The 17,889-nt window shown below is 29.3% G+C and carries 16 protein-coding genes; 6 read left to right on the top strand and 10 right to left on the bottom strand.

Annotated features, from left to right (window positions below; genetic code table 11):
• Positions 1 to 164: 164 nt before the first annotated feature.
• The 8 genes from JOP69_RS04195 to lysA form a co-directional block, all read right to left on the bottom strand.
• On the bottom strand, positions 165 to 467 hold the full coding sequence (locus tag JOP69_RS04195) for a type II toxin-antitoxin system RelE/ParE family toxin (RefSeq protein ID WP_203392339.1): 303 nt from the start codon (positions 465 to 467) through the stop codon (positions 165 to 167).
• Entirely contained in the window at positions 467 to 835 is a 369-nt protein-coding gene (locus JOP69_RS04190) for a hypothetical protein (protein WP_203392340.1), read from the bottom strand. The genes JOP69_RS04195 and JOP69_RS04190 overlap by 1 nt, the downstream gene beginning before the upstream one ends.
• Positions 836 to 1,032: 197 nt before the next feature.
• On the bottom strand, positions 1,033 to 1,179 hold the full coding sequence (locus tag JOP69_RS04185; protein ID WP_203392341.1) for a hypothetical protein: 147 nt from the start codon (positions 1,177 to 1,179) through the stop codon (positions 1,033 to 1,035).
• Positions 1,180 to 1,209: 30 nt separating this feature from the next.
• Complete coding sequence (locus JOP69_RS04180) at positions 1,210 to 3,357, bottom strand: Tex family protein (protein ID WP_203392342.1); 2,148 nt, start codon at positions 3,355 to 3,357, stop codon at positions 1,210 to 1,212.
• A 104-nt stretch (positions 3,358 to 3,461) separates the two neighbouring features.
• Complete coding sequence (locus JOP69_RS04175) at positions 3,462 to 4,031, bottom strand: porin family protein (RefSeq protein WP_203392343.1); 570 nt, start codon at positions 4,029 to 4,031, stop codon at positions 3,462 to 3,464.
• A 290-nt stretch (positions 4,032 to 4,321) separates the two neighbouring features.
• Positions 4,322 to 4,834, bottom strand: coding sequence for a GNAT family N-acetyltransferase (locus JOP69_RS04170; RefSeq protein WP_203392344.1), 513 nt, complete (start codon positions 4,832 to 4,834; stop codon positions 4,322 to 4,324).
• 92 nt (positions 4,835 to 4,926) lie between these two features.
• Positions 4,927 to 5,538: a fumarylacetoacetate hydrolase family protein gene (locus tag JOP69_RS04165; protein ID WP_203392345.1), complete on the bottom strand. Its 612-nt coding sequence runs from the start codon at positions 5,536 to 5,538 to the stop codon at positions 4,927 to 4,929.
• A gap of 96 nt (positions 5,539 to 5,634) precedes the next feature.
• Positions 5,635 to 6,882 carry a diaminopimelate decarboxylase gene (gene lysA, locus JOP69_RS04160; protein WP_203392346.1) on the bottom strand — a complete coding sequence of 416 codons (1,248 nt, stop codon included), beginning with the start codon at positions 6,880 to 6,882 and terminating at the stop codon, positions 5,635 to 5,637.
• 302 nt (positions 6,883 to 7,184) lie between these two features.
• Between lysA and JOP69_RS04155 the strand changes: the two genes are divergently transcribed.
• The 6 genes from JOP69_RS04155 (at position 7,185) to JOP69_RS04130 (ending at position 15,540) form a co-directional block, all read left to right on the top strand.
• A complete protein-coding gene (locus tag JOP69_RS04155; RefSeq protein ID WP_203392347.1) occupies positions 7,185 to 9,053 on the top strand; it encodes a DNA topoisomerase IV subunit B in 1,869 nt (622 codons plus the stop codon).
• Positions 9,054 to 9,480: 427 nt separating this feature from the next.
• Entirely contained in the window at positions 9,481 to 9,963 is a 483-nt protein-coding gene (locus JOP69_RS04150; RefSeq protein ID WP_302850204.1) for an ORF6N domain-containing protein, read from the top strand.
• A gap of 145 nt (positions 9,964 to 10,108) precedes the next feature.
• The gene (locus JOP69_RS04145) at positions 10,109 to 12,862 is read left to right on the top strand and encodes a DNA gyrase/topoisomerase IV subunit A (RefSeq protein WP_203392348.1); all 2,754 of its coding nucleotides are present in this window, start codon (positions 10,109 to 10,111) and stop codon (positions 12,860 to 12,862) included.
• Between the two features lie 117 nt (positions 12,863 to 12,979).
• Positions 12,980 to 13,303: a hypothetical protein gene (locus JOP69_RS04140; RefSeq protein WP_203392349.1), complete on the top strand. Its 324-nt coding sequence runs from the start codon at positions 12,980 to 12,982 to the stop codon at positions 13,301 to 13,303.
• Positions 13,304 to 13,476: 173 nt separating this feature from the next.
• The gene (locus tag JOP69_RS04135) at positions 13,477 to 14,196 is read left to right on the top strand and encodes an aspartate/glutamate racemase family protein (protein WP_203392350.1); all 720 of its coding nucleotides are present in this window, start codon (positions 13,477 to 13,479) and stop codon (positions 14,194 to 14,196) included.
• A gap of 15 nt (positions 14,197 to 14,211) precedes the next feature.
• Entirely contained in the window at positions 14,212 to 15,540 is a 1,329-nt protein-coding gene (locus tag JOP69_RS04130; RefSeq protein ID WP_203392351.1) for a LuxR C-terminal-related transcriptional regulator, read from the top strand.
• 139 nt (positions 15,541 to 15,679) lie between these two features.
• On the opposite strand, the gene JOP69_RS04125 is transcribed toward JOP69_RS04130, so the two are convergent.
• Complete coding sequence (locus tag JOP69_RS04125; RefSeq protein WP_203392352.1) at positions 15,680 to 16,810, bottom strand: ABC transporter substrate-binding protein; 1,131 nt, start codon at positions 16,808 to 16,810, stop codon at positions 15,680 to 15,682.
• Positions 16,810 to 17,847: a GMP reductase gene (locus JOP69_RS04120; protein ID WP_203392353.1), complete on the bottom strand. Its 1,038-nt coding sequence runs from the start codon at positions 17,845 to 17,847 to the stop codon at positions 16,810 to 16,812. Before JOP69_RS04120 ends, JOP69_RS04125 begins: the two co-directional genes overlap by 1 nt.
• Positions 17,848 to 17,889 lie beyond the last annotated feature (42 nt).

The following is a 17,889-nucleotide window of genomic DNA, read 5'->3' as shown; positions in this document are numbered from 1 at the left end:
TTCAATATTTTTTTTATGAATTTAATTGAAACTAAAAAGACCTCACAGGATTTTAAAACCTGTGAGGTCTAAAATTGGAATTTGTATATGGTTACTTAAGTGTTTTTATGTATCGCATTTGATTTATTCCTTATAAATTTAAGCTAAAAATTATTTGGGAAGTTTTACAAATCTTTATTTAACTTATTAGGATTTTGTCTGGTGTCAAAAATAGTAATGATTTCTATTTCTTGTTGATTTTGAAGAACTCTATAATAAAAAGTGGTTTGTTTTGTAACAACACATTTGTAAAGACCTTTATATTCAAATGATTCTAAGCAACTATAGGGATGTAATTTTATTTGTTGAATTTTTAAATCAAACTTTTTAATAAAATTGTTTTTGCTTTGTAAGCTCCAGGTTTCAAGTAGATAATTTGTTATTCTAATATATTTAAGTCTTGCTAGTTTGGAATAAAAAACTTGCATTAAGAGACTTCATTTAAAACAGACTCATAAGAAACTCTTTTACCTTCGTCTAATTCTTTAATACCTTGTTCAATTTCTTCTTTTTCTGAAAGACTTAAATCATTCCAAAAATCATTGTTTTGCGAAAGTGATTTTTCAAGTTTAGATATTGTTTCTTCATTCTCTAAATTGATGAAATCAGTAATAAATGCTAGTTTTCTTTTTTGTAGAGAAGGTTTTAAATTGTCATAATCTATATTATTTTCATTAACGGTATTTATATCAAAATTAGATTCATCAATTATATTTCTTATTTTTAAAAGAGTTTCCGGATTTTCAATATCTAAAATTTCTTTTATCAATGCTATTTTTGTTGTTTGAATATCCATTTTGTTTTCTTTTTATAAAGATAATAAATTATTAATTGACTTGATTAAAGTCAATTGAATTTGATTTCTAACTAGATCAACCTCTAAAAATTTAAAATTATTTGTTTTAGAAAAGCAAGAATTGTATTTATATTTTTTGCAAAAAATATTTTTTAAAAAAAACTTTTTTACTTTCTAAAACATGAAGGAACTGCATTTTATTTCAATTTTGAAAGCTCTTTTTTAGCATCCTCCCAAGAGACTTTTTTCTTTTTATTTGATTCGTTAACTTCTTGTTGTATCTCATTCTTTTGAGAATCCGTTAAATTATCCCAAAGATCATTATTTTCTGTTTTATTGCTCATTTTATAAATATAAGAAATTATTATTTTATTTTACTTTACTAAAGCCAATTGAATACGTTTTCTAACCACATCAACTTCTAGTACTTTTACGATAATTTGTTGTTGTAAATTAACAATGGCATTTACATCTTTTACAAAAGTATCCGATAAATTAGAAACGTGAATTAAGCCACTTTCTTTGATTCCAACATCAACAAAACAACCAAAATTGGTAATGTTATTTACAATTCCTGGTAATATTTGTCCGATTCTTAAATCTGCAATCGTTTTAATGTTTTTATCAAAAGAAAATACTTTTGCCTTTTCTCTTGGGTCTACACCTGGTTTTTCTAATTCTTTAACAATGTCTTCTAAAGTAGGCAAACCAATAGTATCTGTAATATATTTTTTTAGGTCGATTTTTTGAATCAGTTCTTTATTACCAATAAATTCGGATACTTTTTTCTGATTGTCTTTCGCTATTTTATCAACCAATGCATAACTTTCTGGATGCACACCAGAATCATCTAACGGATTTTTTCCATTTTTAATACGTAAAAAACCAGCAGCTTGTTCGTAGGCTTTTCCTCCTAATCGAGGCACTTTTTTAATAACATTTCTAGAAGTAAAAGAACCATTTTCGTTTCTGTAATTCACGATGTTTTCTGCTAGTTTTGGACCAATTCCAGAAACATAACTCAATAAAGATTCACTTGCGGTATTGATGTTTACGCCAATAGTGTTTACACAACTTTCTACAGTGGTGTCTAAAGATTTTTTCAACTTCGTTTGATCTACATCGTGCTGGTATTGGCCAACTCCAATTGATTTTGCATCAATCTTTACCAATTCTGCCAAAGGGTCTTGTAAACGTCTTCCGATTGAAACAGAACCACGAACGGTAACATCAAAATTTGGGAATTCGTCTCTTGCAATTTTAGATGCCGAATAAATAGACGCGCCAGCTTCACTGACCACAAAAACATCAACATTATTTTTAAATTCAATTTTCTTAACCAATTGCTCGGTTTCTCTTGAAGCAGTTCCGTTACCAATTGCAACGGCTTCAATTTTATGCGCTTCTACTAAAGAACTTATTTTTTTAATAGCTTCTATAGATTGATTTTGTGGCGCATGCGGATAAATGTTTTCGTTATGTTCTAATTCTCCTTGTTCATTTAAACACACAACTTTACAACCAGATTTAAAACCAGGATCGATAGCTAAAATTTTTTTTTCGCCCAAAGGAGCACCTAAAAGTAGTTGTTTTAGGTTTTTAGAAAAGACGGTAATGGCATCTTCATCTGCTTTTTCTTTAGCAATTGATAGTCTTTCGTTAGATAAAGAAGGATACAATAAACGTTTAAAAGCATCTTTTATAGCGAGTTCAATTTGAGGAGTACAATCGTTTTGAGAATTGATAATTCGGTTTTCTATTCTTTCAAGAATTCTTTCGTTGTCAATTTCTATTTTAACACGAATAAAACCTTCGCTTTCTGCTCTTAAAATTGCTAATAATCTGTGAGATGGAATTTTACTTAAAGATTCGCTCCAATCAAAATAGTCTTTAAATTTCTGCGCTTTCTCACTTGTGCTGAGCTTAGTCGAAGTATCGTCCTTTTTACTCTTTATAACTTTCGATGAAATTGTAGCATGTCTTTCTAATTCTCGTCTAATTGTACCACGAATATCAGTACGTTCATTTATCCATTCTGCAATAATATAACGAGCGCCTTCTAGCGCATCTTCAATGGTTTCAACTTCGTTGGATGTGTATTTAGAAGCTGTATGTTCCAAATCATTTACACGCTGACTCATCATCATTTTTGCCAATGGTTCTAGACCTTGTAAGCGTGCAGTTTCTGCTTTGGTTTTTCGTTTTTTCTTAAAGGGTAAATACAAATCTTCTAATTCAATTAAATCTTTAGAAGTGTTTACTTTTTGTGCTAATTCATCAGATAAAACTCCTTGCTCTTCTAATGCTTTTAAAATAGTTTTTTTACGTTTTTCTAACGCTTCAAAAAGCTCTTTAAACTTTACAATATCACCAATTTCTACTTCATCTAAATTACCTGTAATTTCCTTTCTATATCTACTGATAAAAGGAATTGTAGCGTCTTCATTTAATAGTGAAATGGTGTTTTCTACAGATTTAGGAGAAAGTTGTGTTTGCTGAATTATATATTGAAGTAACTGCATTTTTTTATTTGAATTTTATCAGAAAAAAGAAACCTCATAAAAATGAATTTATGAGGTTGTAAATATAGTTTTATTTTGTGTTTTTCTTATATAATTTTGTTGTCTTAAAAAAAGAAGTAGCCAACAGAAACTTGAAACACACCGTTTCTGTTTTTATTTGAAAAACCATCTACATCATTAATGTTAGAGAGACCAACATTATAACGCGCACTAAAATTAAGTCCGTTATCTAGTTTATATCCTAATCCTAAATTAACACCAAAATCTAAGGTATTAAATGAACTTTTAACATCTAAATCATTTTCATTATTATTGGCTGAAAGTAAGAATCCTACTTGTGGTCCCGCTTCAAAACTTAATCCTTTTGTAATATAATATTTCCCCATTAATGGGATGTTTAAATAATTTAAAGCAATTACATCATCCGTACCTGGACCTGTACTATAACCTTGGCCAGAAAATAATACTTCAGGTTGAAAGGAAAATTTTTCTGTAAAAGGTATTTCTGCCATCAAACCAAAATTAAAAGAGGTGACAGTGCCTAAATCTTTGGTGTTATCTCCATTAACGGAAGCAAAATTTAATCCTGCTTTAGCACCAAATTCAATGTCTTGTGCATTCATGTTTGCAAAACCTAAAAAGGTTAATACAGCTACTAGTAATACTTTTTTCATAATTAAAAATTTAATTTGTTTGATACAAATAAATAACTTTTTCTAGAAAAAAATATTTTTTTAATTTATGTTTAACCTTTTTAACTTACTTTATCAAAACAGCTTGTTAATTAATTGATTTTTTGGTTATTTTAACAGAAAAACTTTTTATACAGTTTCTATTTCTTTGTTAAAAAAAATCACTTAAAGTAACAGTTTGTTCTTACTTTTATCGTAAAAATTACTGTTACATTGAGTGAAATTATTTTCAAGAATTTTGTATCGAGAAGTTTTAATTTTGTACGTTTATTTTAAGAGATCACTTTCTCAAAGGCTAATCTTTTTGCTTTGTAATTGGTATAAATAATTCCGCAATAGCTGTAACCCAATTTTTTGAGTAAAGATTGCATTCCGAGATTATCTTCATGTGTATCAATCTTTAAACTTTGAATGTTATTCTTTTTTAATTGTTGATGAAATTCATCAAATAAAAATGTTGCTAAACCAAACTTTCTGAATTCTTTTTTAATAGCCATTCTATGGATAACTCCGTAAGTTTTAGTTTCATCAACCAACCAATTTCCATCAATAACTTTGTAGGTTGGCTCTGGATTTGTTGTGAACATGGAAGTTGCCATGACAGTATTTTTATCATTTACAACAACGTAACTTTCTTTATTATTGATGTCATTTTCTACTTGTGTAGTATTCGGATATCCGTTTTGCCATTGATCAATATTTAAGGAAGCCAAATAGTTTTTAGCATCATCAATAATCATCATGATTTCTGAAACATCTTCAATTTTGGAAAGTCGAATTTTCATAAAAAAAATAGTATACTATTTTGTCGGGTCGAACTGAGTCGAGAGCTCGTTATATAATAACTATTAGTTCTCGACTGGGCTCGAACAGACAATTATATCATTTTAAAATCTAAAAGCAATTCACCATTTACAGAACATTGTAGTTGATCTCCTTTGAAAATTTCTCCTTTTCCTAAAGCAGGTGTTCCCGTAAAAATTAAATCGCCAGGTTGTAAGGTCATATATTTAGAAATAAACACAATAATATCAGCAAAATCGTTAATCATAAATGCCGTATTACTTTTTTGTTTTTCTTCTCCATTTATTTTTAAATCGAAATCTATATTGCCTAAATTATAATTAGAAACTGGTTTAAAACTAGAAATAGGAGCAGCCCCATCAAAACCTTTTGCAAATTCCCAAGGATATTTACTTTCTCTAGCGTCTTTTAAAATATCGGTTGCCGTATAATCGATACCAACAGCAATTTCAGAAATGTAAGAGTTTGCATCTTCTTTTGTAATATTTTTTCCTTCTTTACCTATTTTAACTACTAATTCTACTTCGTAAATTAATTGGTTGGTAATGGCACTTGGGTAAGCAACATCACAATTAACAGCCAAACTAGATTCGGGTTTTGAAAAGATAAACTTTTTGCCTTTCTTTTTATCTTCAATGTCTTTTATGTCAGTAACATAGTTACTTCCGATTCCTAATATTTTCATTTTAAATTTTATTTTATTTGTGTAAGTAAATATAAAAAAAAATCCACCAAAAAACAGAAGTTTAAAGGTGGATTTAGTACTATTTATAATTTGATATTATGCTTCTATTTTTTGATTTTTAGAAGCTTTACTTTCTTTAGGAAAATCAATAATTTCCTGATTGTTTAAAATATCCTCTATGGTTTGTCTTTTTCTAATTACGTAATCTTTTCCTTTGTGCACCATAACTTCTGCAGGTAAATAGCGAGAGTTGTAGTTAGATGCCATAGAAAAACAATATGCACCCGCATTGTGGAAGCATAAAATATCTTCTTCAGAAATTTCTGAAATTCTTCGGTTAGAGGCAAATGTATCTGTTTCACAAATATAACCAACTACAGAATAATAACGATCTCTTCCTTTAGGATTAGAAATGTTAGTAATATGATGATAAGAATCGTACATCATTGGTCTTACCAAATGATTAAAACCAGAATCTACATGTGCAAAAACAGTAGAAGTTGTTTGTTTTACAACATTTACTTTTGCTAAAAATACGCCAGCTTCAGAAACTAAGAATTTTCCAGGTTCAAACATTAACGTAATGTCTTTGCCATACTCTTTACAAAACCCATTAAAACGTTCGGAAAGTTGTATTCCTAATTGTTCTATATCTGTAGAAATATCTCCTACTTTATAAGGTACTTTAAATCCGCTTCCAAAATCGATAAAATCGATATTTTCGAATTGCTTAGCAACATCAAATAAAATATCCGATGCACGTAAAAAAGTATCAATGTCTAAAATATCAGAACCCGTATGCATGTGAATTCCATTGATATTCATTCCTGTATTTTCCACCACACGTTTAATGTGAGGAACTTGGTGAATTGAAATACCAAATTTAGAATCGATATGACCTACGGAAATTTTAGAATTTCCACCAGCCATAATATGTGGGTTAATACGCACACAAACAGGAATATTTGGATGTTTTTGTCCAAATTGTTCCAAAATATTAAGGTTGTCAATATTAATTTGAACACCTAACTTAGCAACTGCCTCAATTTCATCTAAAGAAACTCCATTTGGAGTATAAATAATATCATGAGGTTCAATTCCGGTTGTTAAACACAATTGTACTTCTTGAAAAGAAACTGTATCTAAACCAGATCCTAAATTTTTAAAAAACTTTAAAATATTAATGTTAGAAAGTGCTTTTACAGCATAATTTAACTTTAAGTTTTTAACGCTACTAAAAGCATTTGTTAATCTATTGTACTGCGATTCAATTTTATCTGTATCGTAAACATATAAAGGACTTCCGTATTTATTTGCTAATTCTATTAATTGTGTGTTTTCCACTTTGTATAATTTTAATTCAGACTTCAAAAGTAATAAAAATGTTGTCTTAAAAACTACTTGTTTAAAAATATAACATATTGTTTTTTTTTGTGATTTTTATACGAAATCAGTTACATGATATTACTTTTAAATTTGTAAATTTATTACTTGCTTATTCTTAATTTTCTTGGAAAAAAACAGGTAAAATTCAAAAAAAATAATCGTTAAAATCATGTTAATAACTAATTAATAAAGCTATTTCTTTTTTGCTATATTAATACTATTTTAGCAAGGCTTCAAACCTAACAACAGTAAGACATTTCATGAGTCAAGAAACAAAATATACAGAAGATAATATCAGGTCTTTAGATTGGAAAGAGCATATAAGAATGCGTCCGGGAATGTACATTGGTAAATTAGGAGATGGTTCTTCTGCAGATGACGGAATTTACATTCTTGTAAAAGAAGTTTTAGACAATTCTATTGACGAATATGTTATGGGAGCGGGTAAAACCATTGAGATTTCTATACATGGTAGTAAAGTTATTGTTAGAGATTATGGTCGTGGAATTCCTTTAGGGAAGGTCGTTGACGTGGTTTCTAAAATGAATACTGGAGGTAAATACGACTCTAAAGCGTTTAAAAAATCTGTAGGTTTAAATGGTGTTGGTACAAAGGCAGTAAATGCCCTTTCATCTTTTTTTAGAGTAGAATCTTCTAGAGATGGTAAATCTGCTTCTGCAGAATTTAGCCAAGGAAACTTAGAAAATCAAGATTTTTTAGAAGAATCATCTCGTAGAAAGGGAACTAAAGTTTCTTTTATTCCGGATGAAGAAATTTTTAAGAAGTACAAATTCAGAAATGAGTATGTAGCTAAAATGTTAAAATATTATGTGTATTTAAATCCAGGTTTAACCATAATTTTTAACGGCGAAAAATTTATTTCAGAAAACGGACTGAAAGATTTATTGGAAGATAATAACAATGTAGATGATATGTTGTATCCCATAATTCACTTAAAAGGAGATGATATAGAAGTTGCCATTACACATAGTAAAACGCAATATTCAGAAGAATATCATTCTTTTGTGAATGGGCAACATACTACACAAGGAGGTACGCATCAATCTGCGTTTAGAGAAGCTATTGTAAAAACCATTAGAGAGTTTTACGGAAAAGCTTTTGAAGCTTCAGATATTAGAAAATCTATTATTTCTGCAATAGCCATTAAAGTGATGGAGCCTGTTTTTGAAAGTCAGACGAAAACAAAATTAGGTTCTACAGATATGGGAGGTGAGTTACCAACCGTAAGAACTTATATTAATGATTTCTTAAAAACGAAGTTAGATAATTACTTACACAGAAATACGGATGTTGCTGATGCGTTACATAGAAAAATTGTTCAGGCAGAGAAAGAACGAAAAGAACTTTCTGGAATTCGGAAATTAGCAAAAGACAGAGCTAAGAAATCTAGTTTACACAACAAAAAATTACGTGATTGTAGAATACATTTAGGAGATACAAAAAAAGAAGCATATTTAGAGTCTACACTTTTTATAACAGAGGGAGATTCTGCATCTGGTTCTATTACTAAATCTAGAAACGTAAATACACAAGCAGTTTTTAGTTTAAAAGGAAAACCTTTAAATTCTTACGGATTAAGTAAGAAAATTGTATACGAAAATGAAGAATTTAATCTTTTACAGGCCGCTTTAAATATAGAAGATGGTTTAGAAGATTTACGATATAACAATATTGTAATTGCTACCGATGCCGATGTAGATGGTATGCACATTCGTTTGTTATTGATTACCTTTTTCTTGCAATTTTTCCCTGAGTTGATAAAAGAAGGACATTTATATATTTTAGAAACTCCGTTGTTTAGAGTCCGAAATAAAAAACAAACGTTCTATTGTTATTCTGATGAAGAAAAAAGAGATGCTATTGCGCAATTAAGAGGAAAACCAGAAATAACTCGATTTAAAGGTTTGGGTGAGATTTCTCCAAACGAATTTGTTCATTTTATAGGAAACGACATTCGTTTAGATCCTGTAATGTTAGATAAAGAAATGTCTATTGAGCAAATGCTAGAGTTTTATATGGGGAAAAATACCCCAGATAGACAGAAGTTTATTATCGAGAATTTAAAAGTTGAGTTGGATACTATTGAGGATGAAGAGAGTTTATCATAATAAGCCTATCCTAAATACTTTCCATTTAGACTCCGCTCAATGCAGGCTCTAGGAAAGGACTTTGATTAGTTTATGATGCTGGTATTAGGGATTGATATAATTTGGCTAAAGCCTTTGTATTGATGTAATTAAATTTCTATGGATAAATCCATAGGCAATTCAATAGGTAGAAAAAGAGTTAATTATGATTTTCAATTGTCACAGGCTTTAGCCTGTGTTAAATAAATAAAAGTAATAATGGCTTTAGCCAAACTATAGGAGTTAATGTGACCTCAATAAAGAAAAAATTAAAATTTGAGATCACAATTTATGACCTCCAATCTAAAAAGTAACTTGAGGAACCAATTTGACGTCTCAAGATTAAAATATGAAAAAAGAAGAAGTGAGTATAATTCCGGATGAAATTATATCTAACAAAATTTATTAGATTCGTAATCAAAAGGTAATGTTAGATAGAGATTTAGCGGATTTATATCAAGTGGAAACGAAAAGATTAAAAGAAGCGGTAAGACGAAATATAAATCGTTTTCCTGATGATTTTATGTTTGAAATGACTAAAAAAGAGCTTGAAAATTGGAGGACGCAAATTGCGACCTCCAATTCTGATAAGATGGGTTTGCGTTATGCTCCAATGGTTTTCACAGAACAAGGAGTTGCCATGTTATCTAGTGTTTTAAAAAGCGATAGAGCAATTACTGTAAATATTAAAATTATTAGAATATTTACTAAAATGCGTAATTTATTAAGTGATCATTTAAGTCTACGATTGGAAATTGAAGACATTAAAAAGAAAATGAATAATCACGATAAAAATATAGAATTGGTGTTTTCTTATTTAGATGAATTGGTGGATAAAAAAGAGGATGAAAAAGAAAGAACCAAAATAGGATTTAAAAAAGAAGATAATTAAAATAGTTGGCAAGTACGCTGCGTTAGGGATTGAAGCGACATCCTTTTTGCTTTTTTGCAAAAAGATACAGCGTAAAGCCCGACCTTTAGGTAACACCCAAAATAATAAACAGTTAAACGATTAAACAATTAAACGTTTAAAAAGAATGAGTGAAGAAATTAACGAGAACGAACACGAAGAAGAATTAACTACTCCAGAAAATGGATCTGAATCTTTAGAGAATCAGTCTGAATCTGTAGAAACCATTACCAAAGTTACAGGAATGTACAAGGAGTGGTTTTTAGATTATGCTAGTTATGTAATTTTAGAAAGAGCGGTTCCGTCGTTAGAAGACGGATTGAAACCGGTGCAGCGTAGAATTATGCATTCTATGAAAGATTTAGACGATGGACGTTACAATAAAGTAGCTAATATTGTTGGGCATACCATGCAATATCACCCGCATGGTGATGCTTCTATTGCAGATGCTATGGTGCAAATTGGTCAGAAAGAATTGCTGATTGATATGCAAGGAAACTGGGGGAATATTTTAACAGGAGACCGTGCGGCGGCTTCTCGTTATATTGAGGCACGTTTGTCTAAATTTGCTTTAGACGTTGTTTTTAATCCGAAAACGACAGAGTGGAAAATGTCTTATGACGGACGTAGAAGAGAGCCAATAGATTTACCTGTAAAGTTTCCGTTATTGTTAGCGCAAGGAGCAGAGGGAATTGCGGTTGGTTTGTCTACAAAAATATTACCTCATAATTTTATTGAATTAATAGATGCTTCTATAAAGTATTTAAAAGGGAGAAGTTTTAAAATTGTTCCAGACTTTTTAACTGGAGGAATTGCAGACTTTTCACACTATAATGATGGAAAGCGTGGAGGAAAAGTACGTGTTCGTGCTAAAATTCATCAACTAGATAAAAAAACGTTGGTTATTACAGAAATTCCGTTTTCTACAACCACCACTACTTTAATTGATAGTATTTTAAAAGCCAATGATAAAGGTAAAATTAAGATAAAGAAGATTGAAGATAATACCGCAGCAGAAGTAGAAATTTTGGTGCATTTACCACCAAATGTATCCCCAGATAAATCTATTGATGCGTTATATGCTTTTACTAATTGTGAGAGTTCAATATCACCTTTGGCGTGTACTATTGAAGATAATAAACCCGTTTTTGTTGGGGTTTCTGAAATGCTAAAACATTCTACCGATTTAACGGTAGATTTATTAAAGAAAGAATTAGAAATTCAGTTAAACGAATTAGAAGAGCAGTGGCATTTTTCTTCTTTAGAGCGTATTTTTATTGAGAACAGAATTTACCGAGATATTGAAGAGGAAGAAACTTGGGATGGTGTAATTGAAGCTATTGACAAGGGATTAAAACCGTATATAAAACATTTAAAACGGGCAATTACTGTAGATGATATTACGCGTTTAACAGAGATTAGAATTAAGAAAATATCAAAATTTGATATTGACAAGGCAAAACAATTTATAGAAGGTTTAGAGGAAAAAATAGCTGTAGTTAAAGATCATTTAGCAAACCTTATAGAATTTGCAATTACTTATTTTAAGCGTTTAAAAGACACTTACGGAAAAGGAAAAGAGCGTAAAACAGAAATTAGAATTTTTGATGATATTGTAGCCTCGAAAGTAGCTATGAATAATGCCAAATTATATGTAAATAGAGCAGAAGGTTTTATTGGTACTTCTTTAAAAAGAGACGAATTTGTAACCGATTGTTCTGATATAGATGATGTTATTATTTTTAGAAAAGATGGAGTAATGATGGTTTCTAAAATAGATTCTAAAACCTTTGTAGGTAAAGATATTATATATGTTGCTATCTTTAAAAAGAAGGATAAAAGAACGGTATATAATTTTATGTATAGAGATGGTGCAAGAGGTCCGTCTTACATGAAACGTTTTAATGTGATGTCTGTTACTAGAGACAAAGAATATGATTTAACAAACGGAAATAAAGGTTCTATTGTTTATTATTTTACGGCCAATTTAAATGGAGAAGCGGAAGTGGTAACCATTAATTTACGTTCCGTTGGGAGTGTAAAAAAATTGAAATGGGATATAGATTTTGCAGATTTAGCTGTAAAAGGAAGAGCTGTAAGAGGAAATTTAATTACTAAACATTCTATTAAATCTGTAGATTTTAAATCTGAAGGGGTTTCTACTTTAAAACCTCGTAAAATTTGGTTTGATGATACTGTGCAACGTTTAAATGTTGATGAAAGAGGAGAATTGTTAGGTGAATTTAGAGCAGAAGATAAATTATTGATTATTACACAAAGTGGAAAAGCTAAAGCGGTAAAACCTAATTTAACGATGCATTTTGAAGATGATATGATTGTTTTAGAAAAATGGAAACCAAACAAGCCAATTTCTGCCATTTATTATGATGGTGAAAAAGAACGTTATTATGTAAAACGTTTTTTAATAGAAACAACAGAAAAAGAAGAAGAGTTTATTTCTGATCACGTAAAAAGTCAGTTAGAAATTGTAGCAACAGATTATAGACCTGTGGCCGAGGTGATTTATTCTAAAAGGAGTTTAGAAAATGAAGAAGTTAATTTTGAGGAATTTATTGCCGTAAAAGGAATTAAAGCTCAAGGAAATCAATTATCCATAGATAAAATAAAACAAGTTAATTTATTGGAGGCTTTGCCTTTTGAAGAACCTATAGAAGAAACGCCCGAAGAAATAGAGGTGGTTGATGAAGAAGTTGTAGAAAACGAATTGCCAATTGATATACCTATACCGGAAACTAAAAAACCTATTTTAGAAGAACTTTCTGCAGAGGAAAAAGCAAAAATAGCTTTACAGAAATCGATAGCAAGAAAAAAGGCAGAACAGAAGAAAATAGATGATGAAAACCAGACGAAGTTGTTTTAAATTATGTAGTAAGTAATTTGACGCAACCAAATGAAAAAAACTGCATCTATTAATTGAACCATATAAAATTATAATATAATGATTAAAAAAATGACAATTTTACTATTACTTGGATTTATGATATCTTGCTCAAGTAATGACGATGACAATAGTGAAAATTTTGAAATAAACGGTGAATTCAATCATACAATTACAGGTTGTGATAATACAGATAACCTTGAAATTAACTGCGTAGAATTCATCAAATTTATTGACGAAACAAATGTTAGTCTTTTGATTGACGGAAGTGATATTGTTTATATTGGAAATTATGAAATAATTGACGACAAAATTAATATTGAAACAACAGATAATTTAAATATTAATATTTCGTTTATTATTCAAGATGGAATAACCTTAAAACGAATTGAAAATAATGACATTTGGGTTAAATCGGAATAAAAACTACTTACAACACCGTGTATAATTTATTGCTGGTAATCGCTTACTTACGAAAGTCCTTTGGGACTTTCGTGGTTCGTGTTTTATTTACTAAATTCACTACTTAAACACGCAACAAACCATACACAACAACGAAGGGTTAAAAGTTACTTTTATAGAATAAATTAATAAGAATGAAGAAAATAGGATTAATTGGAGGAATTACTCCAGAATCTACCATTTTATATTATCGAATTTTAAATGAATTGAATGCTAAAAATTTAGGTAAGGCTCATTCTGCAGAAGTAATTATTAGTTCTTTTGATTTTGGCAAAATAGAGAAACTTCTCAAAGAGAATCGGTGGGATTTGTTAGAGCTGTTAATGGCTGAAACTGGTAAAAGTCTAGAAAAAGCTGGAGCATCTTGTATTATTATCTGTGCAAATACTATGCATTTGTGTATAGAAGCCGTTAAAAAAGTGGTTTCTATTCCTGTTATTCATATTGCCGAAGCAACTTCAAAAAAAATAATTGAAAAGAAAATAAAAAAGGTTGTTTTATTAGGGACAAAATATACCATGGAGAAAGATTTTTTTATTAATTTTTTAACTTCTTTTGGTATAGAAACGATCATTCCTAATGTAGCAGAAAGAGATATTATACATAATGTAATATATGAAGAACTTGCTATTGGAGTTCTCAATCCAGTCTCAAAAGAAAAGTATTTGAAAATTATAAATAGATTGATTAAGAATGGTGCAGAAGGTGTTATTTTAGGTTGTACAGAAATCCCATTATTAATTAGTCAAGAGGATGTTACTATACCTGTTTTTAATACTACTAAAATTCATGCTACTGCAGCTTTTAACTTTTCAACTAAACATAAGCAACAACAACAGCAACAGCAACAATAATCGGCAGTATTTTACATGAAGTTTACTTTACTATTACTATTTTTTGTGGGAAATATCTTTTCGCAATCGGAGGTTTATTATTACAAAGATTCAAACAATAATTTTACTTATAAAAATATTGATAAAGAAGAATTTAAACTATTAAAAAAACAGATTTTAGAACCAAATTCTAAGGCCACTTATTGGTTTAAAGTACCTGCAAGTTCAACTTATTTAAACTATATTTTTCGAATAAATAGCATAAGAGCTAATAATGTTCATGCGTATCAGAATTTAAAAGAAGTTAAGAAATTAAGTAATCAAAGATATGTATCCTTTAAATTTTCAAGAAAATATCCAATATATATAAAAACGAATTCTAATTTTAGTTCTTATTATCCTGTAGTGCTGCAAAAAGAGGAAGCTTCTTTATTTCGAGAAAAATTACTGCTAATACTTAATGGTTTTTATTACGGTGCTGCATTTTTAGTAATACTTTTTAGTATTAGTTATTTTTACTTTTTTAAAGATATTGCTTTTTTATATCATGCTTTTTTACTTATCTGTATCTCTTTTAGTTTTGTAGTATTTGATGGATCATTAAATTTATTTAATGTGGATGCAAAAAATATAGAACTTTTAATCTTATTAGATTACATTTTACTGAGCTTTAGTTCATTAAAATTTGGGAATAGTTTTTTGATGTTAGATAAAAATTTTCCTACCGTTAAAAAGTATACTTTTTTTTTATTTTTTAATATTGTGTTATTTGTAATCTTATTTTATTTTTTAAAAATTAATGTACTTTATACCATACTAAGCATTTTAACACTACTATTTTTATTTCTTTATTGGTTTTTAGGTGTTTTACTTTTTAAAAGAAATAAGCATACTAAACTCTTTGTATTTTCATATGTATTCTTATTGTTTAGTGGTTTTGATTTTTTTGTTTTAAAAAACTTGGGAATTTCATTGTTTGAAAGTAACCCCACCAATTTAAAAATAGGGGGCTTTGTGCAAATTATTGTATTATCATTTGGGGTATTGTATAGAGAGAAAGATTTAAGAAAATATAATTTTTATATGAAGAATGAAATTATAAGATATTCTAAAGAATTAAAAAAACTTATAAAACCAGAAGAGGAAGTTCCTTTAACAGAAAGTTTAGAAAACTTAAGTATTAGAGAAAGAGAAATTTTTGATTTAATTGTAACGGGGAAATCAAATAAAGAAATAGCAAATGAAGTAAACATCTCTGTAAATACCGTAAAGTTTCATGTGAAAAATATTTACGGAAAATTAGAGATAAAAAATAGAAAAGAAGCCTTAATCATTGAAAACAGTATAAAAAAACAGATTTTATAAAGTAAGCTACCTAAAAACTACCCTAAAACTACCCATTAAATAGGGTAAAATAATTGAAATTTAAGTTAATTTTGAGGTATATAAAGTCCCCCACTAATTAGAAAGAAAGACCTTCTGTAGAAATATTGAAGGTTTTTTTTTATTTCATTTTTTCAAAAAACGTCATTTCATAATTAGGTAACAAATCTGGATTTGTAATTTTTATAATATCTTTTAAAACTAAATCGGGTCTTGTAGCTGCTAACTCAAAATAAATGATGCCACCCGTTTTTCCTTTTTTAGTTGTAGATGTATAAATCTCATCATTTTTAAAGGCATTGAATTCAGTATAAATTTGATTGCTTTGTAATAGCTGTTCTTTTGCAGAAAAATAACCAGGAGATATCCAATAATCAGCATTTTGTCCTTTATCAAAAATACTTTCAAAACTTAAAGATAAACTTCCTTTTCCCTTAGTATTTTTCCATAAGTAGTTAAGATTTGCATCTTTAAAAAATTGAGCAACAAAACTTTCTCCGGCAGGTAAATTCCAAATATCCTTACTCATGATAGCACCTGATAAAATAGTAGGCTTTTTAGTTGATTTTATAGCGATATTTTTTGCTTCCAAATAATTTGTTTCAATTACTTTAAAAATACTGTCAGCCTGTTTTTCTTTATTAAAAAGAACGCCAAAAAATTTAATCCATTCGGCTCTTCCTAACGGTGTTTCTTCTAACCAATCTCCATTATAAATTACATTTATACCAGCTCTTTTAACGGTTGTCAAACTTTTATCCGCAGAAGAAACACTATAACCAACAACCAATTCAGGTTGCAGGTCTAGCAAAATTTCTGTGTTTAAAGAACTTTCTTTACCAATTTCAGTTATTTTACCAGCATCAATTAACTGTCTTGTTTTTTCTGATGAAACATATTTAGTATACGGAAAACCAATAATTGAAGTTTCTTCATTTAACAACTCAACCATAGGAATATGAGTTGTAGATGTAACGACAATCTTGTGAATAGGAGTATAGATGGTGTTTTTTAAAGAGGAACTATTTCCGGATTTGTTTTTAATAATATATTCAGAAACTTCTTTAGATTTTTGATAAGCAGATTTTATAATTAACTTTTTAAGACCATGATCATCAATAATATCAAACCCTTTCGCATATTTAATACTACTTTCGGATTGTGAGTTTTTATGAACGTTAACGATTTCTTTTTTACAAGAAATCGTTAACGTTAAAAAGAATAAAACAAGAATAAAATTTAAATTTTTCATTAAGAATATACTTGATTTTCTTGTTCTTGGACTCTAATAAAAGTAGTTCTTTTCGTCAATTCTTTTAATCTGCTTGCACCAACATAGGTACATGTAGATCTTATTCCGCCTAAAATATCTATAATGGTATCATCTACATTTCCTCTATAAGGAACGTCAACTGTTTTTCCTTCAGAAGCTCTATAGTTTGCAACACCACCAACATGTTTATTCATAGCAGTTGTAGAACTCATTCCGTAAAAAGCTTTGAATTTTTTACCATTTTTTTCTATCAATTCACCACCACTTTCTTCATGACCAGCAAGCATACCACCTAACATTACAAAATCTGCACTACCTCCAAAAGCTTTAGATAAATCGCCAGGAATTTTACAACCTCCATCAGAAATAATTTGACCGCCCATTCCGTGAGCAGCATCTGCACATTCTATAATAGCAGATAATTGTGGATAACCAACTCCGGTTTTTACGCGCGTTGTACAAACAGAACCAGGACCAATGCCAACTTTTATAATATCAGCGCCAGCCAACAATAATTCTTCTACCATTTCACCTGTAACTACATTCCCTGCAATAATTACTTTTTTAGGGTGATTTTTACGCATTTTCTGTACAAAATTCACAAAATGTTCAGAATAACCGTTGGCAACATCCACACAAATAAAATTAATTTGAGGAAATTCAGATAAAATCTGCTTCACTTTTTCTGAATCTTCTTTTCCAGTTCCTGTACTAACTGCAATATTATTTAATGTTTTTTTATCCGCTTTTGCGGCAAAATTTCTCCACTCTTCAATAGTGTAATGTTTATGAATTGCGGTAAAAAGACCATGTTTTGCAAGCGCTTTTGCCATTTCAAAAGTACCTACGGTATCCATATTTGCAGCCATAATTGGTATTCCTGTCCAAACAACATCACTATGTAAAAAAGTAAATGTTCTTTCTAAACTTACTTGCGAACGCGATTTTAGTGTAGAACGTTTAGGACGAATCATAACATCTTTAAAACCTAATTTTAATTCATTTTCTATTCTCATCTCTATCAAAATTGTTAAGTGATAAAGGTATTAAATTTGAAA

It is taken from the genome of Polaribacter sp. Q13, from assembly GCF_016858305.2.
GTDB lineage: Bacteria > Bacteroidota > Bacteroidia > Flavobacteriales > Flavobacteriaceae > Polaribacter.
The sequence above is the reverse complement of the archived record's forward strand: the minus strand, read 5'-3'. Positions and strand labels throughout refer to the sequence as shown.

Excerpts from the sequence above, each read along its gene's own strand:
- JOP69_RS04175 (WP_203392343.1), bottom strand. The coding sequence starts at position 4,031 with ATGAAAAAAGTATTACTAGTAGCTGTATTAACCTTTTTAGGTTTTGCA.
- JOP69_RS04170 (WP_203392344.1), bottom strand. The coding sequence starts at position 4,834 with ATGAAAATTCGACTTTCCAAAATTGAAGATGTTTCAGAAATCATGATG.
- JOP69_RS04185 (WP_203392341.1), bottom strand. The coding sequence starts at position 1,179 with ATGAGCAATAAAACAGAAAATAATGATCTTTGGGATAATTTAACGGAT.
- JOP69_RS04140 (WP_203392349.1), top strand. The coding sequence starts at position 12,980 with ATGATATCTTGCTCAAGTAATGACGATGACAATAGTGAAAATTTTGAA.
- JOP69_RS04135 (WP_203392350.1), top strand. The coding sequence starts at position 13,477 with ATGAAGAAAATAGGATTAATTGGAGGAATTACTCCAGAATCTACCATT.
- JOP69_RS04180 (WP_203392342.1), bottom strand. The coding sequence starts at position 3,357 with ATGCAGTTACTTCAATATATAATTCAGCAAACACAACTTTCTCCTAAA.
- JOP69_RS04120 (WP_203392353.1), bottom strand. The coding sequence starts at position 17,847 with ATGAGAATAGAAAATGAATTAAAATTAGGTTTTAAAGATGTTATGATT.
- JOP69_RS04195 (WP_203392339.1), bottom strand. The coding sequence starts at position 467 with ATGCAAGTTTTTTATTCCAAACTAGCAAGACTTAAATATATTAGAATA.
- JOP69_RS04190 (WP_203392340.1), bottom strand. The coding sequence starts at position 835 with ATGGATATTCAAACAACAAAAATAGCATTGATAAAAGAAATTTTAGAT.
- JOP69_RS04145 (WP_203392348.1), top strand. The coding sequence starts at position 10,109 with ATGAGTGAAGAAATTAACGAGAACGAACACGAAGAAGAATTAACTACT.
- JOP69_RS04130 (WP_203392351.1), top strand. The coding sequence starts at position 14,212 with ATGAAGTTTACTTTACTATTACTATTTTTTGTGGGAAATATCTTTTCG.
- JOP69_RS04165 (WP_203392345.1), bottom strand. The coding sequence starts at position 5,538 with ATGAAAATATTAGGAATCGGAAGTAACTATGTTACTGACATAAAAGAC.
- JOP69_RS04155 (WP_203392347.1), top strand. The coding sequence starts at position 7,185 with ATGAGTCAAGAAACAAAATATACAGAAGATAATATCAGGTCTTTAGAT.
- JOP69_RS04125 (WP_203392352.1), bottom strand. The coding sequence starts at position 16,810 with ATGAAAAATTTAAATTTTATTCTTGTTTTATTCTTTTTAACGTTAACG.